Raw genomic sequence first — 20,005 nt, 5'->3', positions numbered from 1 at the left:
ACCGTCATGTGCGCCGACGTTACGAGGCCGGATTGTCGACGTCGCCGTTCGGCAGGCATGTGGGGCGTACAGACCACTCGAATGTACGCAGGAAAGCCGGCGCAGCGGTGCGTGCGTGGCCGCGGTTGCGCGGACGGCGGCCGATCAAGGGGCCTCTGATCGGAGCTGGTGGGTGCTGTTGTCCTGCGCCTGGAATCCGTCGGCAGAAGCGGGCGGGGGATTCGAGGACCTCTCGGCTGAATTGTGATCGCAGTCGGGTGTGTTGTCCTTCTGCTGATTGATCCGACATGAATCATTCCTGTCGGTGTTCCGGTACCACCCACGCGAATGACATTCGCGATCCGCCCCGGGGAGCCCTGATGCGTCCGAGCATCTCTCGTATCGTCCCCGTCTTCATGGGACTCGCCCCCGTCGCCCTTGGCGTCATCACGCCTCCCGCCGCCGCACAAGCTGCCATGCCGGGTCCGGACCCACTCGGTGACCAGTTGCAGAGAGAGCGACCTGCAAGCCGCGACCGGGAAGGTCGCCACAGTGGGCGGCACGGTCAACCTCAGGCGCGGCTGCACCTACACCCTCACCGACGCCGCACCGCCCAACGACGACAACGGACTGCCGGTCATCAAGAGCAAGGTCACGATCAACGGGTGTGGCGACACCATCACCCGAGCCGCAACCGCGGCCAAATTCCGTTTCTTCGAAATCGACGGCCCCAATGCAAACCTCATTCTCAACGCCCTGACCCTCAGCAACGGTCACGCGTCCACCAGCCTTGGCAACGGCCGGGGCGGTGCCATCCGGCTCAACGGCACCGGTCCCGCACTGACGCTGAACAACGCCAGCCTCAAGACCAACACCGCCGACGTCTTTGGTGGGGCCGTCGACAACGACAACGGTGCGTTCAGCGTCAACAGGAGCACGCTCCGCAACAACAAGGCGAGTTCTGGCGGAGCGGTGTTCGTGAGCCCATTCGGAGGTTCCGGCACGGCGACCCTCGACAGAAGCCGGATCATCGGCAACCACGCGAGCGTCCTGGGTGGCGGGATCGCCGCCGCCGTCGGCACGAAGGCAACGCTGACCAGCACCCAAGTCACAGGCAACGACGTCACCGGTGCCAATGCGCAGGGCGGCGGAATTTTCAATACCGTCGGCACGGTGCGGCTCACCGACAGCCCGGTCACCGGCAACACCGTCAACGGCACGAACTCCCGCGGTGGCGGCATCTTCAACACGGGCTCCGGCACGGTGGCCCTCACCCGTAGCCCGGTGACCAGAAGCCGGGCACTGGGAACAGGTGCGAACGGTGGCGGCATCTTCAACGCCAGCGGCTCGGTGACGCGGATCGCCAGTCGAGTCACCGGTAACCGCCCCAACAACTGCGGCAGCCCCAGCACCGTACCCGGCTGTTCCTAGGCCGGTGGCCCCGGAGTCGGAACCACTGCTGGGCGATGCCGAGCCTGCCGTGCCCGGAGCGTGGGGGTGAGGCGGGCCAGACGGTTCCTCGCTGAGTGGCTGGACGGTCTGGCCGACGAGCCCCGGCCGGGCGGATCCAGACCCTGGACTGCTCGCTCGGGGCAACGTGCCGGGCGTCGCGACGGGGCGAACGTGCCTGCCGCGGCCCTAGCCGGCGGGGCTCAGCTTCCGCGGCTCGCCCAGCGCGGCCGCGTGCGCGTCCATCCGCTCGGCCGCCAGGATCGCCGCCGCGGTGTCCGCCCGGGAGGCGGCGACGACGAGCGCGCGGCCCGCGAGCGCGTGCGCCCGCTGGTGCAGTGCCGACGGTTCGCGGGCGGCCGCCACCGAGGTGCGGGCCGGACCGTGGCCGCCGCCCAGCCGGGCCACCTGCTCGGTCAGCCGCCCGGCCGCGTGGTCCAGGTCGGCGGAGGGGGTCAGTGCGCGCAGCTCGTCCGTGACGGCGAGCAGTGCCGCGAGATGGCCCGCGAGCTGGATGTCCAGCTCCTCCTCGCGGGAGCGGTGGGGGAAGTCGGAGGTGGTGCCGGCCATCGGGCCCTGGACGGACCTGCCGGAGGGCCCGGTGCGGTTCGGTTCGTACATGGGATGGCCTCCTGTGCTCTGACAGAAGACATCCTAGCTTAGAACGCGTCTAAAGTTGAGTCTGTTCGCGGTGTGGGTCCGCGGGAGTACCGAACGTGAGCGTCAGGCCTGGCCGTAGCCGTCCAGGAAGGTGCCGATCCGGTCCATGGCGTCCCGCAGGTCGCCGACCGAGGGCAGTGTGACGACCCGGAAGTGGTCCGGCTCGGGCCAGTTGAAGCCCGTGCCCTGGACGACCATGATCTTCTCGCGGCGCAGCAGGTCCAGGACCATCTGCCGGTCGTCCCTGATCTTGAAGACCGCGGGGTCGAGGCGCGGGAAGAGGTACAGCGCCCCCTTCGGCCGTACGCAGCTCACGCCCGGGATCCGCGTGAGCAGCTCGTAGGCGACGTCCATCTGCTCCTTCAGCCGCCCGCCCGGCAGGACCAGGTCGCCGATGCTCTGCCGCCCGCTGAGCGCGGCCACCACGCCGTGCTGGCCCGGCATGTTCGCGCACAGGCGCATGTTCGCCAGGATCGTCAGGCCCTCGAGGTAGGAGTCGGCGTGTGCGCGGGGGCCGGAGACGGACATCCAGCCCACCCGGTAGCCGGCCACCCGGTACGCCTTGGACATGCCGTTGAAGGTCAGGGTCAGCAGGTCCGGCGCGACCGACGCGGTCGGGGTGTGCGTGGCGCCGTCGTAGAGGATCTTGTCGTAGATCTCGTCGGAGCAGACCAGCAGGTTGTGCCGGCGGGCGATGTCGGTCAGCCCCTTGAGCACCGTTTCGTCGTAGACCGCACCGGTGGGGTTGTTGGGGTTGATGACGACGATCGCCTTGGTGCGGTCGGTGACCTTGCGCTCCACGTCGGCGAGGTCGGGCATCCAGTCGGACTGCTCGTCGCAGCGGTAGTGGACGGCGGTGCCGCCGGACAGGGAGACCGCGGCCGTCCACAGGGGGTAGTCCGGCGCCGGGACGAGGACCTCGTCGCCGTCGTTCAGCAGGCCCTGCATGGCCATCACGATCAGCTCGGAGACGCCGTTGCCGATGAAGACGTGCTCGACGTCCGTCTCGATCCCGAGGGTCTGGTTGTGCATGACGACCGCGCGCCGGGCGGCCAGCAGGCCCTTGGCGTCGCCGTAGCCGTGGGCCGTGGAGACGTTGCGGAGGATGTCCTCCAGGATCTCCGGCGGGCACTCGAAGCCGAAGGCCGCCGGGTTGCCCGTGTTCAGCTTCAGGATGCGGTGACCGGCCGCCTCCAGCCGCATTGCCTCCTCGAGCACCGGACCCCGGATCTCGTAGCAGACATTGGCGAGCTTCGTGGACTGGATCACCTGCATGTCCGCGAGCTTACGGCCGTGCGCTGCCGCGGGGGGCGTGTTTTCCACCACGTGAGACAGGTGTTTTGATCATTTTTGACACTGAAGGCGTAGCTTGAACCGTCTCGTCGCGGGCCGGCCGGTATGCGGTCGCGGTCCGCTCACTTGTGGTGGCGCAGCAGTACGTAGCCGTCCTGGGCCGCCACCAGGTCGTATCCGTTGCCGCGTTCTTCCGAAAGGCGCTGCTGTTCGGCCTCGACGCTCAGCGGGGCGCCCACCCATCCTCGCGCACCGTCCGGAACCCAGGTGTCCACCATGATCCACTGCGGGTTGGGGCGGTTGCCCTCGGCGCCGTAGACGCCGACGCTCGTGCGGTCGGTCAGCTGGGGCACCAGATGGTCGGACGCCTGGACCGTGGCACCGTCGGGGATGGAGTCCATCAGACGACGGGCGACGCCGACACGCGGATCGGTCCGCCAGGTGTCCGGCCGGAACAGCTGGAACAGCGGGAAGGCCGGCAGGACGGCGAGGGTGACCGCGGCGGAGCCCGCGAGGTAACGGCGCAGGCTGGGCCCGCTCGTCCCGCGCCGCACCAGGGCGTCGACGAACGCCGCGAACACGACCGGCATCAGCACGAGCGAGTAGTGGTTTCCGGTCCCCCAGTGGAGGCCGTTGTTGGACGCGAAGCGCCACACCAAGGTCGGCACGGCGACCCACACCAGGGGTGACCGCAGCGCCAGGAACAGAGTGGGGGCGAGCACCAGGAGGAGCGTCGTCACCTTGGTCTGCGGGGTGACGAGGCCGATCGTGCCCCGGTGGAGCAGGTCCAGCAGGCCGCCGCCCGCACCGCTTCCGGCCGTTCCGGGGGCGCCGGGGGAGTCCTGCAGCAGGGACCAGTAGGCGAAGGACCCGCTCGGACTGAACGCCGGCAGAATCACGAAGAGCGCGAGTGCCGCCCCGGCGAGACCGACCGCGGCCGCGAACAGTCCGAGCCTGTGGTTGCCGCGCCGGGCGATGACGAGACCGATGGCGAGAACCGTGAACCCGAGGTCCTCCTTCACCAGCAGGAGCGGCAGGGCCCAGCATGCCGCGGCGACGAGCCGGTCGTTGCCCAGGGCGGTGAGCGAGAGGGTCAGGAGCGGTGCGGCGAAGGCGACTTCGTGGAAGTCGTAGCCGACCGCGCCGGCGACTCCCCAGGACAGTCCGTAGCAGGCGCCGATCACCGCGGCGGCCTGAACACCGAGGGTGCGACGCGCCCAGAGGGCCAGCGGGATCACGCTCACGGCGATCAGCGCGGCCTGCACGACGAGGAGTGTCTCCGCTCCCTGCCACACCCAGTAGAAGGGCGCCACCAGCGCCAGGACGGGCGAGAAGTGGTCTCCCAGGGCGGGGAAGCCCGGCCCCTTCACTTCGGAGACCGGCAGGTGCCCTTCCGCGTAGGAGCGGACGACCTGCTCGAAGACTCCCAGGTCGTAGCTGCTGGTGATCATCCGATGGTGGAGGCGCAGCGACAGCGCCGCGTACATCACGAACAGCGTTCCCGCCATGGCCCAGATCCACCAGGTGCCGGCGAGGTGGCCTGAGTGCGGCGATCCGGCCGCCGTCCGCTTCCTGGACGGCGACTGCGTGGGGACCGCTGCGCTTTTGGTGGACGGTGCCTGCATCGAGAGCCCTTCCGGGAGCCGGGATTGGCAGCCCTCAAGATGCCAGCCGGGTGCGGCATTCGACCGTGACGCGGCGTCGGCCAAACTCCCGCGTGGTCAGAATCCGCCGAATGGCCGCACGGGAACGCGGTGCGGCGCCTTCGCCGGCCCCTTCGACGCCCGGTGCGCCCCGTCTTCCGCCGGCCGCGACGGGCTTCTTGTGGCCGCCCCCTCACGGCCTCACAATGCACATGACAAGACAGGCGACCGGAAGATCTCCGGTCGCTCACGTCTGAAGAGGGGACCCCCACAGATGAACAAGCCTCTCCTTGCCGCGCTCGCGACCCTGGTGATCACCGGGGCGGGCATGGCACCCGCGGCGGCCGCCACGCAGACCAGTGGCGCGGTGTCCGCCCCTGCGAAGGGGACGGCCGGTGCGAGTCCCGCTCTGGCGGCCGTCGACTTCGCCGGCACCGTCGCGCTGAGCAACTGCTCCGGTTCGGTCGTCCGCCTCCCCGCCTCCGCGGACAGCGACCCGGCGCTCGTGCTCAGCAACGGCCACTGCCTGGAGACCGGCTTCCCGTCGCCCGGACAGGTGATCGTGGGCCAGTCGTCCAGCCGCACCTTCGGCCTGCTGAACTCGGCCGGCACCCAGGTCGCGACGCTCCGGGCGAACAAGGTCGTCTACTCGACCATGACCGACACGGACGTCACGATCTACCAGCTCACCAGCACCTACGCGCAGATCAAGAACTCCTACGGCATCAACGCGCTGACCCTGAGCGACACCCACCCGGTCGCCGGCACCGCCATCAAGGTGGTCTCCGGCTACTGGAAGCGGATCTACAGCTGCAACATCGACGGCTTCGTCTACCGCCTGCAGGAGGGGAACTGGACCTGGAAGGACTCGGTCCGCTACACCTCCGCCTGCGACACGATCGGCGGCACGTCCGGCTCGCCCGTCGTCGACAACGCCACCGGCAAGGTCGTCGCCGTCAACAACACCGGCAACGAGAGCGGCGGACGCTGCACCGTGAACAACCCGTGCGAGGTCGACGCGAACGGCACCGTCACCGTCCGCCAGGGCATCAACTACGCCGAGCAGACCTACCAGATCCCCGCCTGCTTCGGCACCGGCAACCAGCTCGACCTGAACAAGAGCGGCTGCGTCCTGCCCAAGCCCTGACCCGGAAAAGCACCGGTAAGGCACAGCGCGGGGCGGGCGGTCGTGCCTCAGGTCCGGCGGACCGCCCGTCCCGCCAGTACGTCCGTGCGCCGCCCGTCCTCGATCACGAACCGGCCGTCGATCAGGACGTAGGGAATCCCCGTCGGCAGCGCGCGCGGCCGCTCGAAGGTGGCACCCGGCGCGACCGTGGCCGGGTCGAACAGGACCAGGTCGGCCCGGTACCCCTCGCGGACCACGCCCCGGTCCGGCAGCCGCAGCCGGGCCGCCGGCCTCCCGGTGAGGTGCGCGACGCACTCCTCCAGCGACAGCACGCCCAACTCCCGCACGTACCGGCCGAGATAGCGCGGGAAGGTGCCGTAGGCCCGCGGATGCGGCTTGGTGCCGCGCAGGATGCCGTCGGAGCCGCCGGTGTGCACGCGGTGGCGCATGATCGCCCGGACGTTCTCCTCGTGGCCGACGTGCTGCAGGACCGTCGTGCCCAGCCGGTCCTCCAGCAGCAGCCGCCGGGCGGTGGTCCAGGGCTCCTCGCCGCGCCGAACCGCCGCCTCCCGGACCGTCAGGCCGGTGTACTCGGCGAGCGCCGGGACGGTGACCCCGGAGATCTCGACCGTCTCCCACTCCACCGGGACCCCGTGGCAGCCGTCCGAGCCCGTCACCTCCAGGTCGTGGCGGATCCGCTCCGCGGTGCCCTCGTCGGCCAGCCGCCCGAGGACCGCCTCCGGGCCGCCCTCGCCCGCCCAGCTCGGCAGCAGGGCCACCAGGGTGGTGCAGCCGGGGGTGTAGGGGTAGGTGTCCAGGGTGATGTCGGCGCCGGCGGCGAGCGCCTCGTCCAGGAGGGCGAGGAGTTCGCCGGCGCGGCCCTTGTTCGGGCCGAAGTTCATGGTGGCGTGCGCGAGGTGCAGCGGGCAGTCCGCTTCGCGTGCGACCCGCACCATCTCCGCGTACGCGTCGAGGGCTCCGGCGCCGTAACTGCGGTGGTGCGGGCAGTAGTAGCCGCCGTGCGCCGCCACCACCCGGCACAGCTCGGTCAGTTCGGCGTCCTCCGCGTACATCCCGGGGGTGTAGGTCAGCCCGGAGGACATGCCGACCGCGCCCTGCCGCAGGCCGTCGGCGACCAACTGCCGCATCCGGTCCAGCTCCTCGGGCGTGGCCGCGCGGTCCTCCCAGCCGACGGCGAGCGCCCGGACCGTGCCCTGCGGGACCAGGTAGGCGGCGTTGACGGCGATGCCCTCGCCGCCGAAGCCGTGGTCGAGCCGGTCCAGGTACTCGCCCACCGAACGCCAGGTGAAGTCGATGTCGTCGCCGTCGCCGTTCCAGCCGCTGATCGCCCGGCGCACCTCGGCGAGGGTGCGGTCGTCGACCGGCGCGTAGGACAGCCCGTCCTGCCCGACGACCTCCAGCGTGACGCCCTGCGCGGCCTTCGCGCTGTGGTCGGGGTCGCGCAGGAGGGCGAGGTCGCTGTGGGCGTGCATGTCGATGAAGCCCGGGGCGAGCACCAGGCCCTCCGCGTCCAGCTCCCGCCGCGCCCGCGGCCGCCGGCAGCCGGCCGCCGCGGCCTCCTTCACGACCGAGACGATCCTGCCGTCCTTGACGGCCACGTCGGCGCGGTAGGAAGGGGCTCCGGTGCCGTCGGCGACGTCCGCGTCCCGGATGGCCAGATCGGCGTAGTCGGCGAACTCCACCGGATCCATGGCGGCGCCTTTCGAAGCTCCTAGAAGAACGTACGGACGTAGTCGACGACGGTACCGTCCGCCTCGGCCACCGGGATGAGCGGCCACTTGTCGAAGGACGTGCACGGGTGGGAGAGCCCCAGGCCGACCCAGTCGCCGACCTCCAGCTCCGCGCCGGGGGCGGTGCTCAGCCAGGCGTGCTGGTCGGACAGCCGGGTGACCTCGATGCCCGTCGCCGGGCGCTCCACGTCGTCGCGCCGCACCACCTGGGCGGAGGGCAGGTCGAGGTCGTGGGCCGCGTCCCGCTTGCCCGCGTTGACGAAGGCCTGTCCGGGGCTGGGGCGGGAGACCACCTGGGCCCAGAGGCGGAAGGCGGGCTCGAGGGCGCCCTCCTCGGGAACGCGGTTGAAGGGCGTGACCTTGCGGTAGTGCCCGTCGTCGTGCGAGACGTACGCGCCCGAGCGCAGCAACTTCAGTACGGGCAGGGAGAGTTCGGGGATGCCGGCGAACACCTCGGCCACCGTGTCGAACCAGGCGCTGCCGCCCGCGCTCACCACGATCTCCTCCGCGTGCCCGAACCGCCCCGCCTTGTCGAGGTCCACGGCCAGGGCGACGAGCCGGGTCAGCCAGGCCCGTACCCGGTCGGGGTCGGCCTGGGGCACCTCGCCCTCGTAGCCGGCGACCCCGACCAGACGCAGGGTGTCCGTGGCGGTCACCGCGTCGGCGACCGCCAGGCACTCGGCCTCCGTGCGCACTCCGGTCCGCGCGCCCTCACCGGCTCCCAGTTCGACGACCACGTCCACCGGTCGGGCGGCCCCCTCCAGGGCCGCGTCCATCAGCTCCACGCCGCGCACGGAGTCGACGTAGCAGACGAAACGGAAGGACGGGTCGGCGGCCAGCTCGGCGGCGACCCAGCGCAGGGCCGCCGGGTCCACCAGCTCGTTGGCCAGGAAGACCCGGCGGATGCCGAACGCCCGGGCCACGCGCACCTGGTGCGGCACGGCCAGCGTGATGCCCCAGGCGCCGTGCTCCAGCTGGCGGTGGAAGAGCTGCGGCGCCATGGAGGTCTTGCCGTGCGGCGCGAACGCGAGGCCGTGGCGGGCCGCGTAGGTCTCCATCAGCCTCAGGTTGTGCTCCAGGCGCTCGGCGGAGAGGGCGAGCACGGGCGTGGCGAAGCCGTCGGTGAAGAGGTTGCGGCGCTGGGCGGTCAACTCGCCGACGGTCAGACCGTCCGCGTCCGGCGGGAGGCCCTTGAAACGGTGGTCGACCCGTTCCTCGGCCAGCCGGGCGAGGGCTTCCGTGCTCATCGAGCCTCCTTCGAGACCGTTGCAAAATGTGCAATGGTCATTGCGTACAGTGCTCACCGGTGTCTAGCATCCCGCCGGAGCCGGGTCAACGCCAGAGCCTCGGAACCGCGGCGGAGACCGGGACCCGCTCCTCCCGGCCGGGCGACGGGTACCGGGCAGGGGTCCAGGAGGCCGAGGAGGAGGTACGCACGCCGTGAGCCAGACCGTCGACCGGGCGCTGAGCATCCTGCCGCTGCTCGCCGAGGGCCCCGCCGACCTCGGGCGGGTCGCCGACCGCCTCGGCGTCCACAAGTCCACGGCGCTGCGGCTGCTGCGCACCCTCCACCAGCACGGGCTCGTCCACCGTCAGTCCGACCAGCGCTACCGCCTCGGCGCCCGGCTCTTCGCCCTCGCCCAGGAGGCGATGGAGAGCCTGGACGTGCGCGAGATCGCCCATCCCCACCTCCTGCGCCTGAACGAGCAGTGCGGGCACACCGTGCACCTCGCCGTCCACGAGGACGGCGAGGTGCTCTACATCGACAAAGTGGAAAGCCGCTACCCGGTGCGCATGTACTCCCGGATCGGCCGACCCGTCGCCATCACCGTCGCGGCCGTGGCCAAACTGCTGCTCGCCGACCTGCCCGCCCCCGAGCGGCGCGCGGTCGCCCAGAGGCTCGAATACCCTCTGTACACGGCCCGTTCGACACCGAACGCCGCCGCCTTCCTGACGGAGCTGGCGACGGTGCGCGAACAGGGCTGGGCCGCCGACCTCGGCGGCCACGAGGAGTCCATCAACTGCGTCGCCGCGCCCATCCGCGGCGCCGACGGCCGGGTGGCCGCCGCGATGTCGGTCTCCGCGCCGAATGTCGTCGTCACCGCCGACGAACTCCTCGCCCTGCTCCCGCTGGTGCGTCGTGCCGCGGATGCCGTCAGCGACGAGTTCTCCGGCAGGAGCCCGGTGAAGGACCCCGTATGAGCGACCCGTACGAACGACCCCGTATGAAGGACATGAAGGACCTCGTATGAGCGACACGACGGCCAAGACCGCCCTCACCCCCGCGACCCACACCACCCCGCCCGCGAAGTTCTCCCACGGGGTGCGCAAGGGCAACATCCTCCAGGTCGCCGGCCAGGTCGGCTTCCTGCCCGCCGAGGAGGGCAAGGCGCCCACACCGGCCGGCCCGACCCTGCGCGAGCAGACCCTCCAGACGCTCGCCAACGTCAAGGCGATCCTGGAGGAGGGCGGCGCGACCTGGGACGACGCGATGATGATCCGCGTCTACCTCACGGACGTGGACCACTTCGCCGAGATGAACGACCTGTACAACACGTACTTCGAGGAGCAGGGTCTCACCCAGCCGCCCGCCGCCCGCACCACCGTCTACGTCGGCCTGCCCGCGGGTCTGCTCATCGAGATCGACGCGCTTGCCGTGCTCGGCTGACGCGTCTTGGCCATCTTCGTATAACGAAGTCGGGGCTGGCTGTGTCCGGCACAGGTTCGTCGACCATACTGCCCGCTGTGGAGCAGCGCATAGGTTCGAGCAGCCAGCCCCTGAAGGCCGAGCCCGTGAAGGGTGCCGGGTTCGACCCGGCCCACATCCCCGGGCTCACCGCACCCGCGACGGCGGAACCGGAGGACGCGCGGCCGCCGCAGGCCGGGCAGCCGCCGGCCGCGGACGACGCCGCAACCGCCGTGGAGGCGGAACGGCAGGAGGAGAAGCAGGAAGAGGAGCGGCCGGAGCAGAAGCGGCCGGAACAGAAGCGGGAGGAGGCCGTCGACGGTCCCGTCTTCGAGGCCGCTGACCGCCGGGCCCGCATCGTCGCCGATCACAGCGGCGTGCGTCTCTGCCTGGACGACCAGGAGTGCGAGTTCCGCTGGGACGAGATCGGCGCCGTCGAGACGGAGACCGCCCGTTTCGGCAAGCTGTTCACCATCACCGTGCACACCCCCGAGCGGCGCTGGTACCCCATCGAGATCGAGGCCCCGGCCAGGTCGAGCTTCGCCGAGTGGGAGACGCGGCTGGACGCGGTCCTGGACGCGTACTTCGACGACGGCACGGCGAACGAGGACGACACCGCCGAGGACACCGCCGTCAAGGACACCGCCGTCAAGGACACCGCCGTCAAGGACGACGCTGCCAAGGACGACGCGGACAAGGACACCACCGCCGGGAAGGACACGGCGGACGAGCCGTCCGCCGACGACGCCTGACCCGGACCATCCCCGTCCCGGAGGTACCGGGCCCCGGCAGCCGCCCGGGCCCGGTACCAGCCGGTGATCAGTCCTGCGGATGCCACGTCGGGGCGGTGGCGATCGCCTCCAGCTGCTTCATGGTGAGCACGGGGTCCTTACGGGTCGCCGGGGTGTTCTGCGCCCCGGAGTTGAATGCGCTGATCACCACGCGCCGGCCGTCGGGCCGGATGGTGTCCGCGCTCCACCAGACGATCCCCGGAATGCCCTTCTCGCCGGGCTGCTTGCGTGTGGCGACCTTGGTGCCGTCGGGCAGGACCTTGGCGTCCGGGCCGAACAGCTGCTTCTCCACGTCCCGCATGTCCGGCTGGACGTTGACCTGCACGAGGCTCCTGCCCCTGCCGTCGTCCAGGACGACGTACCCGAAGCCGTCGTCGTCCGGTCCGCTCCTGGAGACGATCTCGATGCCGTGCGGCACCAGACGGCTGAGCACCGCCGAGATCGATCCGCCGGGGGTGAGCGGCCCCGGGTCCGGATCGAAAAGCCGAACGGCTGCCGCCGCGCCCGGTCGAGGGCGTGGCGGCAGCCGTGGAGGGGGCTGTGGAGTTACGGCAGGGCGTGGACGTGCGGGCCCACGGTGTTGGACCAGGCGTTGCCCGCCGTCGCGTCCCAGTTGGTGGACCAGGTCATGGCGCCGCGCAGGGCCGGGTAGGTCTTCGAGGGCTTGAAGGAACCGCAGTTGGTGCCCTTGGCCAGGCAGTCCAGGGCGTTGTTCACCACCGTCGGCGAGACATAGCCGCTGCCGGCGCCCCTGGTGGAGGCGGGGACGCCCAGGCCGACCTGGGACGGGGCGAGGCCGCTCTCCAGCTGGATGCAGGCGAGGGCGGTGAGGAAGTCCACCGAGCCCTGGCTGTAGACCTTGCCGTCGCAGCCCAGCATCGAACCGCTGTTGTAGTACTGGGTGTTGACGACCGTGAGGATGTCCTTGACGTTCAGCGCGGTCTGGAAGTAGCCGGCCGACGTGGACTGCATGTCGATGGTCTGCGGCGCCATGGTGAGGATCAGCGACGGGCCCGCCTTGCCGGACAGGGCGCGCAGGGCCTGCGTCATGTAGGTGGCGTTCAGGCCGTTCTCCAGGTCGATGTCGACGCCGTCGAAGCCGTACGTCTGCATCAGGGAGTACACCGAGTTGGCGAAGTTCGTCGCGGAGGCCGAGTCGCTCACCGAGACCGTGCCCGTCTCACCGCCGACCGAGATGACGACCTTCTTGCCGGCGGCCTGCTTGGCCTTGATGTCCGCCTTGAACTGGTCGACCGTGTAGCCGTTCAGTCCGGCCGAGTCGAGGGTGAAGCTCACCGCGCCCCGGGTGGCCGTGGCGTCGGCGAAGGCGACCGCGATGATGTCGTACTGCGACGGCACGTCCGAGATCCTCTGGACCGTGGCGCCGTTGTTGAAGTTCTGCCAGTAGCCGGTCACCGCGTGCTTCGCGAGGGTGCCGCCCCCGCCTCCGCCCCCGCCGGTGGACGCCGTCGTGCCCGTCACGGTGGCCGACCTCGCGGACTCGCCCGCCGCGTTCGTCGCCGTCACCTGGAAGGAGTAGGAGGTGGCGGCCGCGAGGCCGGTCACCGTCGCCGAGGTGCCGCTCACCGCGGTCACCTTCGAGCCGTCGCGGTAGACGTTGTAACCCGTCGCGCCCGAGACCGCGTTCCAGGACAGCGACACCGACGACGACGTCGTGCCCGTCACCGCCAGGCCGCCCGGCGCGGACGGCACGGTCGGGGCCGGGTCACCGCCGCCCCCGTCGGGGCCGAAGACCGAGACGTCGTCGGCGTAGTACGCCGCCTGCCCGTACCAGCCGTGCAGGTACACCGACACCGAGGTCGTCGAGGAGCCGGTGGTGAAGGTGGTCGAGAGCTGCTTCCAGCCCGCCGAGTCCGGCGTCCAGGTGGAGACGTCCGTGGTGCCCGTACCGGTCGCGCCCAGGTAGGTGTACCCGCCCTGCACCCAGGCGCTCAACGTGTACGTCGAGTTGGGCTTGACCGCGACCTTCTGGGTGCACTGGGCGTTGTCCTGCCCGGCCGGGGTGCCCTTCAGCGCGGCGGAGCCGCCGTGCACGGGCGAGGAGACGGTCGTACCGCTGCCGGCCGAGCAGGTCCAGTTGCTCAGGCCCGATTCGAAGCCGGCGTTCTTGGCGTTGTTGACGTCCGCCGCCGAGGCCTGGCCGGCCCCGGCGAAGGAGAGGGCGAGGGCGGCGGTGACGGCTCCCGACCACAGGCGCAGCCGTCGTCCTGTGGGTCTGGGCATGCCTGGTACGCGGTCCACTGGGGCCTCCGGTGGGGGTGAGGGGGGAGGGGGAGGGCAGGACGAGCGGTGGCCACCGCCCTGGTCGTACAAGTTGGTCCAGACCATTTGGCTTGTCAAGAGGTCCAGACCAAAGTCGTTCCGGCTCAACACCCCTGTACCGGGCCCCCGTTACGCCTGCGCCTCCTCGCGCCACCGCTCGAGGAGCAGGCCCAGCGCGCACCCCGCCAGCAGCACCCCCGTCGACATCCACAGCGCCAGGGACGACACCCCGGCCCGGTCCCAGCGCAACGACAGCGTCAGCAACTGCGCCGCCACCGGCACCGCGCACGCCGCCACCACGTGCCGCGCCGGGATCTCCCGCCAGGGTGCCGGGTGGGCCCGCGCGGCCGCCCAGGTCGCCAGCACGACGCACACCAGGTTCGGCAGATGGACCAGGGCCAGCGCCGCGCCGAAGGAGCCCACGCCCCGCGGGCCGACCAGATTCCCGTACAGCAGTGTCATCTGCACGTACTCGGTGGCGACGAGCACCACCACGCCCACCGCCCAGGCCCGGACCAGCGGCAGCACGGGAGCCGTACCTCCCACCGCTAGTGCACCCGCACCGAGTCGATGATCCGGCGCAGGTCAGCGGCCGGCAGCACGCCCCGCGCCGCGTCGATCCGGACCGCGAAGGTCCGGTCGGCCGAGTCCAGGCCTGTCAGGATCACGCCCCGGATCGGCGTGCCCTTGGGCGGGTTGCCGTCCTCGCCGGTCGAGGCGAAGGTGAAGTCGATCCGCTTCGCCCGGTCCGTGCCCGCCAGCTTCACGTCCTTCTCGCCCTCCACCTTCGCACCCATCCGGATCCCGGCCTCCGCGGCGATGGCGGCCTGCTCGGCGGAGTCGGCCCGGGTGAAGTCCAGTTGCACGGTGACGACCGAGACCGTCCGCCCCGACTCCTCGCGCACGGCCGCCGCCGCGTTGTACTTGCTGCGCTCGGCGGCGCTCTGCTCCGCATATCCCCTGGGGCCCGCGGGATACGACACGGAGACGCCCTTCGTGTTCAGCGTTCCCCAGTCGTCCGGCACGGAGGCGGAGTCCGCGTCGTTCCTGCCGCAGCCCGTGAGGGCGGCCGCGGCGGCGAGCAGGCCCGCGATCAGCAGTCGTGTCCTCATCGGCGTACCAGCCCTCCTGTCGGCGAGATCACTTGGCACAGTAGCTGTAGGGCACGTAGGAGCGGCGGTCTCCGTCCGGAGCACCGAGGAACCGGGCGTCCGTGAGCGTCTCCGACTTCTGCTCGGTGCTGACCGACAGGCCGAGGCTGAGCCCGAGGTTCAGTTCGAAGCCGTACTCGGCGGCGTTCACCTGGCCCGTGTACGTCATCCTGCTGGACCTGCCCTTGTCGAAGACCAGCCGGCCGAAGGGGTCGTCGGCGCCCGGCCGCCGGGTCGGCGCGTGATCGTCGAACATGTACTGGAACGGCGTCACCAGCTGCTCGTCGGTGCCGCTCAGCCACTGCTCGGCGACGGCCCGGTCCTGGTCCCCGGCGGGACCGGGGTCGAAGCTCAGGGCGGTCGTGACGATCTCGATGCCGGTGGAGCTGTCGGCGCCCCTTCCGCTCACCCCGCCGCCGCGCTCGTCCTTGCCCGACTTGCCGTTGCCCGTGCCGAGCCTGGCGCCCTCCTTCTGGCCGCCCCGTTCGACGGTGTGGGTCATGTTGACGCCGACCAGCTTGCCGGTGGTCTTGTCGTAGGTGACGGTGATGGTGCCGGTCCGGGTGGTGGAGACCGAGGCGTCCCCCTTGAGCACGCCGGCCTCGTAGCCCGCCTTGGCGCCGTACTCGATCGACGAGGAGTACGTGTACGACTTGGTGTTCTTGTAGGCGTTGTCGGTCCAGGTGACCTCGGGGGCGTATCGGAAGTTGCCGCCGAGCGCCGCGCTGAGCTTCTTGTCGTCGCCCGCCGAGATCTTCAGACCGGCCGCCGCGGAGGCCTCCAGGCCCACCTTCCCGTAGGTGATCCTACGGTTGTCGCCCAGCGCCTTCCTGACCCGGTTCTCCGTGTTCTCCTCGTCCTTGAGGGGACCGGTGCCGAACAGGTAGAGGATGCTGTCGCCGAGGCTCGCGTCCGCGCCGCCCGGTGACTGCCGCCGCATCCGGTACATCTGGAGCTTCTCGACGTCGTCGCGGAACCGGCGCGCCTCCTCGGGGCTCTCGAACACCCAGGTGTCGCCGTTGGTCACCTTGATCCCGGCGCCCAGCTCCACCTTGTCGGCGCCGACCTTCCCCACCTTCAGTCCGGGCTTGAAGTCCTTCTTGGCGCTGACGGAGGCCGCGTCCGTGAAGGTCAGGTAGACCAGTTCGTCCTGGTCGTCGACCTTGCCATCGTGGTTGACGTCCGTGTGCGCCTTGAGGTGCTGCTCCTGGAAGCCGTACTCCTTGCCGGTCTCCCAGAACAGGATCTTCGCCTTGGAGCCCGCCTTGTCGCTGACCGTCGAGACCTGGCACAGCGCCGGCTCGAAGTCGGAGTCGGTCAGGGCCCGGCCGCCGTCCCCTGTGCTCGCGCCGCAGTCCGAGCCGCCGGTGACCTCGCAGATCTCGGCGGCGATCCGGTCGTGGATCGTCCGGCCGACACCGGTGGCGTCGATGCCGAGCACGACGGCGACGACGACCACGACCATGCCGAGGTACTCGGTGGCGGTCGCGCCCGAGTCGTCGCACCCGTACGTCCTCGGCCATGTCCGTATGCCGCCCCCGCGAGCCATGCGGTACCCCTCCTCGCCCACCGGCAAGCGCCGTTCCGGTCGGCGAGCGTAGGTGCGAGCGGTGCCGGGCGGCGTGGGTCCGCGGACCCAAACCGGGGCCCAGGGTCAACGAGTTGAGTCCGGCCCATGCTTTCGGGTCGATTCAGGATGCTCACCCTGCCCCGGTTTGAAATGACTTGGGAGAGGAGAGTTGCCGGCCAGGTACGAAATCGCTGTTCTCCGGCCACAGAGGCGTGGATACAGTGCTGAGGTAGTCACGCAGTGAGGTCAACTCGGCGTGCCGGAGGACCACCGGCGGGCCGACAGGCGTCTAACGGGGAGCTGCGCGTGTCAACTGCCATTGCTGTGACAAGCGCCGACATGGCGCTGCCCGCGCAGGACGAGCGGACCGTGCCCGCCGTCGTCCTGAAGGACCTGGACCGGCAGCCGCTGGAGCAGACGCTCGACGCGATGAAGGCCCTGGTCGACCACCACGGGTATGTCGTCGTGGTGTGCTCGCACGCCGTGCCGAGCGGGGTGGAACGGCGGCTGCACACCGTCCGGTCGCTGCTGGAGAGCGACCGCATCGCCCTGTTCCGGCCCGATCTGCCGCCGCTCGGACTCGCCGTCCTCGCCCGCCAGTTGCGCCAGCTCGCCTCCTGCGACCTCAGCCCCGGCGTGCTCGCCTCGGCCGGCCGGCTGCTGACCCACTACATCCACGCGGGCGCCGTCCTGTCCTCGGTCGCCCGTCTCGACCGCGTCCCCGTCGGACTCAAGGCGCACGCCAAGTCCTGGGTCCCGGGCAGCCAGTTCGGCGTGATCGCCCACCCCGAACCCCAGCTCGTCCGAATCGGCCCCGAAGCCACCCTGGACGGACCGGACTTCGGCAGCTGGATGTTGCTCGCCAAGGGCCAGCTCCAGTCCGACTGGGTCGGCTCCACGCTCGCCCCCGCGTGGAACGCGCTCGGGCTGCGCGAGGCCGGCCTGCCGGCCGAGTCCGCCACCTGGTGGGGCACCGGCAAGCTGATCGAGTTCTGCACCTACCTGCCCGACCTGTCGGTGCTTTACCAGCTGGTCACCTCGGTCCGCCAGGGTGTGTGCCACTGGTGCGGCATCGACGTCATCGGAGACCGCTGCGTCTTCTGCTCGGCCACCCCGCCCGTCCCCGAGAACCGGACACCCTCCGGATGAGTCCCTGAACCTGAACCACCGGCACCACCGTCATTCGATTCCGCTCGCCTTCGCCGACCGATATCCCAATGAGGTTGCACGGTTCATGAACTCCCGTCAGCGCCGCGGCGTGATACTCCTGATCCTGTCCGTCATCTGCGCCCTCGCCGCGTTCGCGGGCGTGCTCTCCGTCATCAGCGACGTCAAGTCCAAGGTCGGCCCCGAGGTCGCCGCCTACCAACTGCGCACGGACGTCGCGCCGTACACGACGCTGAGCACGGGTCAGTTCGAGAAGGTCAAGATGCCCAAACGGTGGCTGTCGCCGAACGCCGTCACCGACCTCGCGCAGATCCAGGGCAAGATCGCGGTCACCACCCTGCGCAAGGGTTCCCTGCTGCAGAGCGACATGATCGTGGACCAGCCGGCCCTGCAACCGGGCCAGCAGGAGGTCGCCATCATGATCGACGCGGCGACCGGCGTGGCCGGCAAGATCACACCGGGCTCCACGGTCAACGTCTACGCCACCTTCGGCGGACAGCGGCAGGGCGACCCCGCCCAGTCGAAGATCATCGTGACCAACGCCAAGGTCCTCGACGTCGGGCGGATCACCGCGCTCCAGCCGAACGCCGACAACCGGGCCCAGCAGCCCACCGACGCCGTCCCGATCACCTTCGCGCTCTCCACCATCGACGCCCAGCGCATCACCTACGCCGAGTCGTTCGCCCAGCGCGTCAGGCTCGCGCTGGTCGCCCCCGGCAGCGACACCAGCGTCCCGGCCAAGGACCGGACCTACGAACTCGCGAACGACAAGTGAGAGGCCGGCAGGCATGACCACCAGGATCCTCCCGGCCGTCGGCGACGCCGACGCGGCCCGGTCCATCACCACCCTGCTCAGCCAGCTCCCCGACGCCGAGCCGGTGGCCCCGGTCGCCGACTCCACCCAGCTCATCGACACCCTCGCGCGCCTGGCCGCCGAGTCCGTCGACGAACTGCCCGAGATCGTGGTGGTGCACGAGCGGATCGGCCCGGTACCGGCCCTGGAACTGATCCGCGAAGTGGCCCTGCGCTTCCCGGCGGTCGGCGTCATCCTCATCACCTCCGACGCCAGTCCCGGCCTGTTCTCGGCCGCGATGGACTCGGGCGCGCGGGGACTGGTGGCCCTCCCGCTGAGCTACGAGGAACTGGTCAGCCGCGTACAGGCGGTGGCCCAGTGGTCGGTGGGCGTACGGCGCCATCTGGGCCACGGCGGCGAGGTGTTCACCGGGGCCGGCGGCCGGGTGGTGACGGTGAGCGGGGCCAAGGGCGGCGTGGGCGCCACCCTCACGGCGATACAACTGGCCCTCGCCGCCCAGGCGTCCGGGCGCGCCACGGCCCTGGTCGACATGGACCTCCAGTCCGGTGACGTCGCCTCCTTCCTGGACGTCCAGTTCCGCCGCTCCGTCGTCGACCTCGCCGCCATCACCGACATCTCCCCGCGCGTCCTGGCCGACGCGATCTTCCGCCACGACAGCGGGCTCGCGCTGCTGCTCGCCCCCGGCGAGGGCGAGCGTGGCGAGGAGGTCACCGACCGGGCCGCCCGCCAGATCGTCAGCGCGCTGCGCTCCCGCTACGAGATCGTCGTCCTGGACTGCGGCGCCCAGATGAGCGGGGCGAGCGCGGCGGCGGTCGAGATGGCGGACACCGCGCTGCTCGTGACCACTCCGGACGTGGTCGCGGTGCGCGCGGCCAAGCGGACCGTACGCATGTGGGACCGGTTGCAGATCCGCAAGGCCGAGGAGACGACGGTCGTCGTCAACCGCCACACCCGGGCGACCGAGATCCAGCCGCCGCTCATCCAGAAGATCACCGGCACGCCGGTGGCGGGCACGGCGGTCCCCGCGGGCTTCAAGGAGCTCCAGGGCGCGGTGGACGCCGGCCGCATCCACGAACTGGACAGCAAGAGCACGGTCAAGCAGGCGCTGTGGGGGCTCGCCGGCGAACTGGGGCTCGTCAAGGCGCCCGAGGCCGACCGCAAGGGCGGGCGGCTGCGGGGCGACCGGGGGTCGGTGAGTTTCCGGCGACGCAAGGAGGCAGGTGGATGAACGTGCGGGCAGGCACAGGGAAGAGGCTGTCGGCCGGCCGGCTGCGCTCGGACAGCGGGCAGGTCGCCGTCGAGTTGCTGGGCATGACGCCCACGATCCTCATCACGCTGGTGCTGCTGTGGCAGTGCGTGCTGCTGGGGTACACGTACACGCTTGCGGGGAATGCTGCCGACGAGGCGGTACGGGCGGGCACGGCGGCCGATCGCGGCGCCAGGGAGGCCGCCTGCAGCCGGGCCGGGCTCGACAAGCTGTCGGCGGCGTGGCGAAGGGGGGCTCAGGTGGGCTGCGAGACGGGCAACGGCTACGTACGGGCGCGCGTCGACCTCAAGGTCCCCGTCCTCTTCCCCGGCGCGATCGGCTTCCCCTTCACGGTCACGGGCCAGGCCGGTGCCGTAGAGGAGGCGACGAACTGAC

At 70.8% G+C, this 20,005-nt stretch carries 19 protein-coding genes; 9 read left to right on the top strand and 10 right to left on the bottom strand.

Annotation, left to right across the window (positions count from 1 at the left end; genetic code table 11):
* Nucleotides 1-531 precede the first annotated feature (531 nt).
* Nucleotides 532-1,410 carry a hypothetical protein gene (locus tag ACIP4X_RS08370; RefSeq protein WP_358728737.1) on the top strand — a complete coding sequence of 293 codons (879 nt, stop codon included), beginning with the start codon at nt 532-534 and terminating at the stop codon, nt 1,408-1,410.
* Between the two features lie 207 nt (nt 1,411-1,617).
* Here the strand turns inward: ACIP4X_RS08370 and ACIP4X_RS08365 are convergent, their stop codons facing one another.
* From ACIP4X_RS08365 to ACIP4X_RS08355, 3 genes are all read right to left on the bottom strand, one after another.
* Nucleotides 1,618-2,049 carry a hypothetical protein gene (locus tag ACIP4X_RS08365; RefSeq protein ID WP_391459701.1) on the bottom strand — a complete coding sequence of 144 codons (432 nt, stop codon included), beginning with the start codon at nt 2,047-2,049 and terminating at the stop codon, nt 1,618-1,620.
* A 102-nt stretch (nt 2,050-2,151) separates the two neighbouring features.
* Nucleotides 2,152-3,363, bottom strand: a complete 1,212-nt coding sequence (locus ACIP4X_RS08360) for a pyridoxal phosphate-dependent aminotransferase (RefSeq protein WP_358728740.1) — start codon at nt 3,361-3,363, stop codon at nt 2,152-2,154.
* Nucleotides 3,364-3,503: 140 nt separating this feature from the next.
* On the bottom strand, nt 3,504-4,889 hold the full coding sequence (locus ACIP4X_RS08355; protein WP_391459698.1) for a DUF2079 domain-containing protein: 1,386 nt from the start codon (nt 4,887-4,889) through the stop codon (nt 3,504-3,506).
* Between the two features lie 409 nt (nt 4,890-5,298).
* Here ACIP4X_RS08355 and ACIP4X_RS08350 point away from each other — a divergent pair, with 409 nt between their 5' ends.
* Nucleotides 5,299-6,171 (top strand): serine protease, encoded by an 873-nt coding sequence (locus tag ACIP4X_RS08350; RefSeq protein WP_358728744.1) that lies wholly within the window; start codon nt 5,299-5,301, stop codon nt 6,169-6,171.
* A 47-nt stretch (nt 6,172-6,218) separates the two neighbouring features.
* Here ACIP4X_RS08350 and ACIP4X_RS08345 read toward each other — a convergent pair whose 3' ends face one another.
* Nucleotides 6,219-7,862, bottom strand: a complete 1,644-nt coding sequence (locus tag ACIP4X_RS08345; RefSeq protein WP_391459696.1) for an amidohydrolase family protein — start codon at nt 7,860-7,862, stop codon at nt 6,219-6,221.
* Nucleotides 7,863-7,882: 20 nt separating this feature from the next.
* Nucleotides 7,883-9,148, bottom strand: a complete 1,266-nt coding sequence (locus ACIP4X_RS08340) for an amino acid deaminase (RefSeq protein WP_358728748.1) — start codon at nt 9,146-9,148, stop codon at nt 7,883-7,885.
* Nucleotides 9,149-9,341: 193 nt separating this feature from the next.
* Between ACIP4X_RS08340 and ACIP4X_RS08335 the strand changes: the two genes are divergently transcribed.
* From ACIP4X_RS08335 to ACIP4X_RS08325, 3 genes are all read left to right on the top strand, one after another.
* Nucleotides 9,342-10,103: an IclR family transcriptional regulator gene (locus ACIP4X_RS08335; protein ID WP_358728750.1), complete on the top strand. Its 762-nt coding sequence runs from the start codon at nt 9,342-9,344 to the stop codon at nt 10,101-10,103.
* A 46-nt stretch (nt 10,104-10,149) separates the two neighbouring features.
* Complete coding sequence (locus ACIP4X_RS08330) at nt 10,150-10,569, top strand: RidA family protein (RefSeq protein ID WP_401347358.1); 420 nt, start codon at nt 10,150-10,152, stop codon at nt 10,567-10,569.
* A 77-nt stretch (nt 10,570-10,646) separates the two neighbouring features.
* Entirely contained in the window at nt 10,647-11,339 is a 693-nt protein-coding gene (locus ACIP4X_RS08325) for a hypothetical protein (protein ID WP_401347355.1), read from the top strand.
* Nucleotides 11,340-11,406: 67 nt separating this feature from the next.
* Here the strand turns inward: ACIP4X_RS08325 and ACIP4X_RS08320 are convergent, their stop codons facing one another.
* The 5 genes from ACIP4X_RS08320 to ACIP4X_RS08300 form a co-directional block, all read right to left on the bottom strand.
* Complete coding sequence (locus ACIP4X_RS08320; protein ID WP_391459692.1) at nt 11,407-11,811, bottom strand: hypothetical protein; 405 nt, start codon at nt 11,809-11,811, stop codon at nt 11,407-11,409.
* A 113-nt stretch (nt 11,812-11,924) separates the two neighbouring features.
* The gene (locus ACIP4X_RS08315) at nt 11,925-13,622 is read right to left on the bottom strand and encodes a chitinase (RefSeq protein ID WP_401347351.1); all 1,698 of its coding nucleotides are present in this window, start codon (nt 13,620-13,622) and stop codon (nt 11,925-11,927) included.
* A gap of 168 nt (nt 13,623-13,790) precedes the next feature.
* Nucleotides 13,791-14,189 (bottom strand): hypothetical protein, encoded by a 399-nt coding sequence (locus tag ACIP4X_RS08310; RefSeq protein WP_358728756.1) that lies wholly within the window; start codon nt 14,187-14,189, stop codon nt 13,791-13,793.
* Nucleotides 14,190-14,209: 20 nt separating this feature from the next.
* Entirely contained in the window at nt 14,210-14,773 is a 564-nt protein-coding gene (locus ACIP4X_RS08305) for a hypothetical protein (protein ID WP_358728758.1), read from the bottom strand.
* 28 nt (nt 14,774-14,801) lie between these two features.
* Nucleotides 14,802-16,361, bottom strand: a complete 1,560-nt coding sequence (locus ACIP4X_RS08300) for a hypothetical protein (RefSeq protein ID WP_401347347.1) — start codon at nt 16,359-16,361, stop codon at nt 14,802-14,804.
* Between the two features lie 360 nt (nt 16,362-16,721).
* Between ACIP4X_RS08300 and ACIP4X_RS08295 the strand changes: the two genes are divergently transcribed.
* From ACIP4X_RS08295 to ACIP4X_RS08280, 4 genes are all read left to right on the top strand, one after another.
* Nucleotides 16,722-17,531: a hypothetical protein gene (locus tag ACIP4X_RS08295; protein ID WP_358728762.1), complete on the top strand. Its 810-nt coding sequence runs from the start codon at nt 16,722-16,724 to the stop codon at nt 17,529-17,531.
* A gap of 85 nt (nt 17,532-17,616) precedes the next feature.
* Nucleotides 17,617-18,324, top strand: coding sequence for a Flp pilus assembly protein CpaB (gene cpaB, locus ACIP4X_RS08290; RefSeq protein WP_358728763.1), 708 nt, complete (start codon nt 17,617-17,619; stop codon nt 18,322-18,324).
* Nucleotides 18,325-18,337: 13 nt separating this feature from the next.
* The gene (locus tag ACIP4X_RS08285; RefSeq protein WP_358728765.1) at nt 18,338-19,591 is read left to right on the top strand and encodes an AAA family ATPase; all 1,254 of its coding nucleotides are present in this window, start codon (nt 18,338-18,340) and stop codon (nt 19,589-19,591) included.
* Nucleotides 19,588-20,004: a TadE/TadG family type IV pilus assembly protein gene (locus ACIP4X_RS08280; RefSeq protein WP_358728767.1), complete on the top strand. Its 417-nt coding sequence runs from the start codon at nt 19,588-19,590 to the stop codon at nt 20,002-20,004. The genes ACIP4X_RS08285 and ACIP4X_RS08280 overlap by 4 nt, the downstream gene beginning before the upstream one ends.
* Nucleotide 20,005 lies beyond the last annotated feature (1 nt).

It is taken from the genome of Streptomyces sp. NPDC088817, assembly GCF_044750345.1.
In the GTDB taxonomy this organism is placed as follows: Bacteria; Actinomycetota; Actinomycetes; order Streptomycetales; family Streptomycetaceae; genus Streptomyces.
This window is presented reverse-complemented; position numbering and strand designations above follow the sequence as displayed.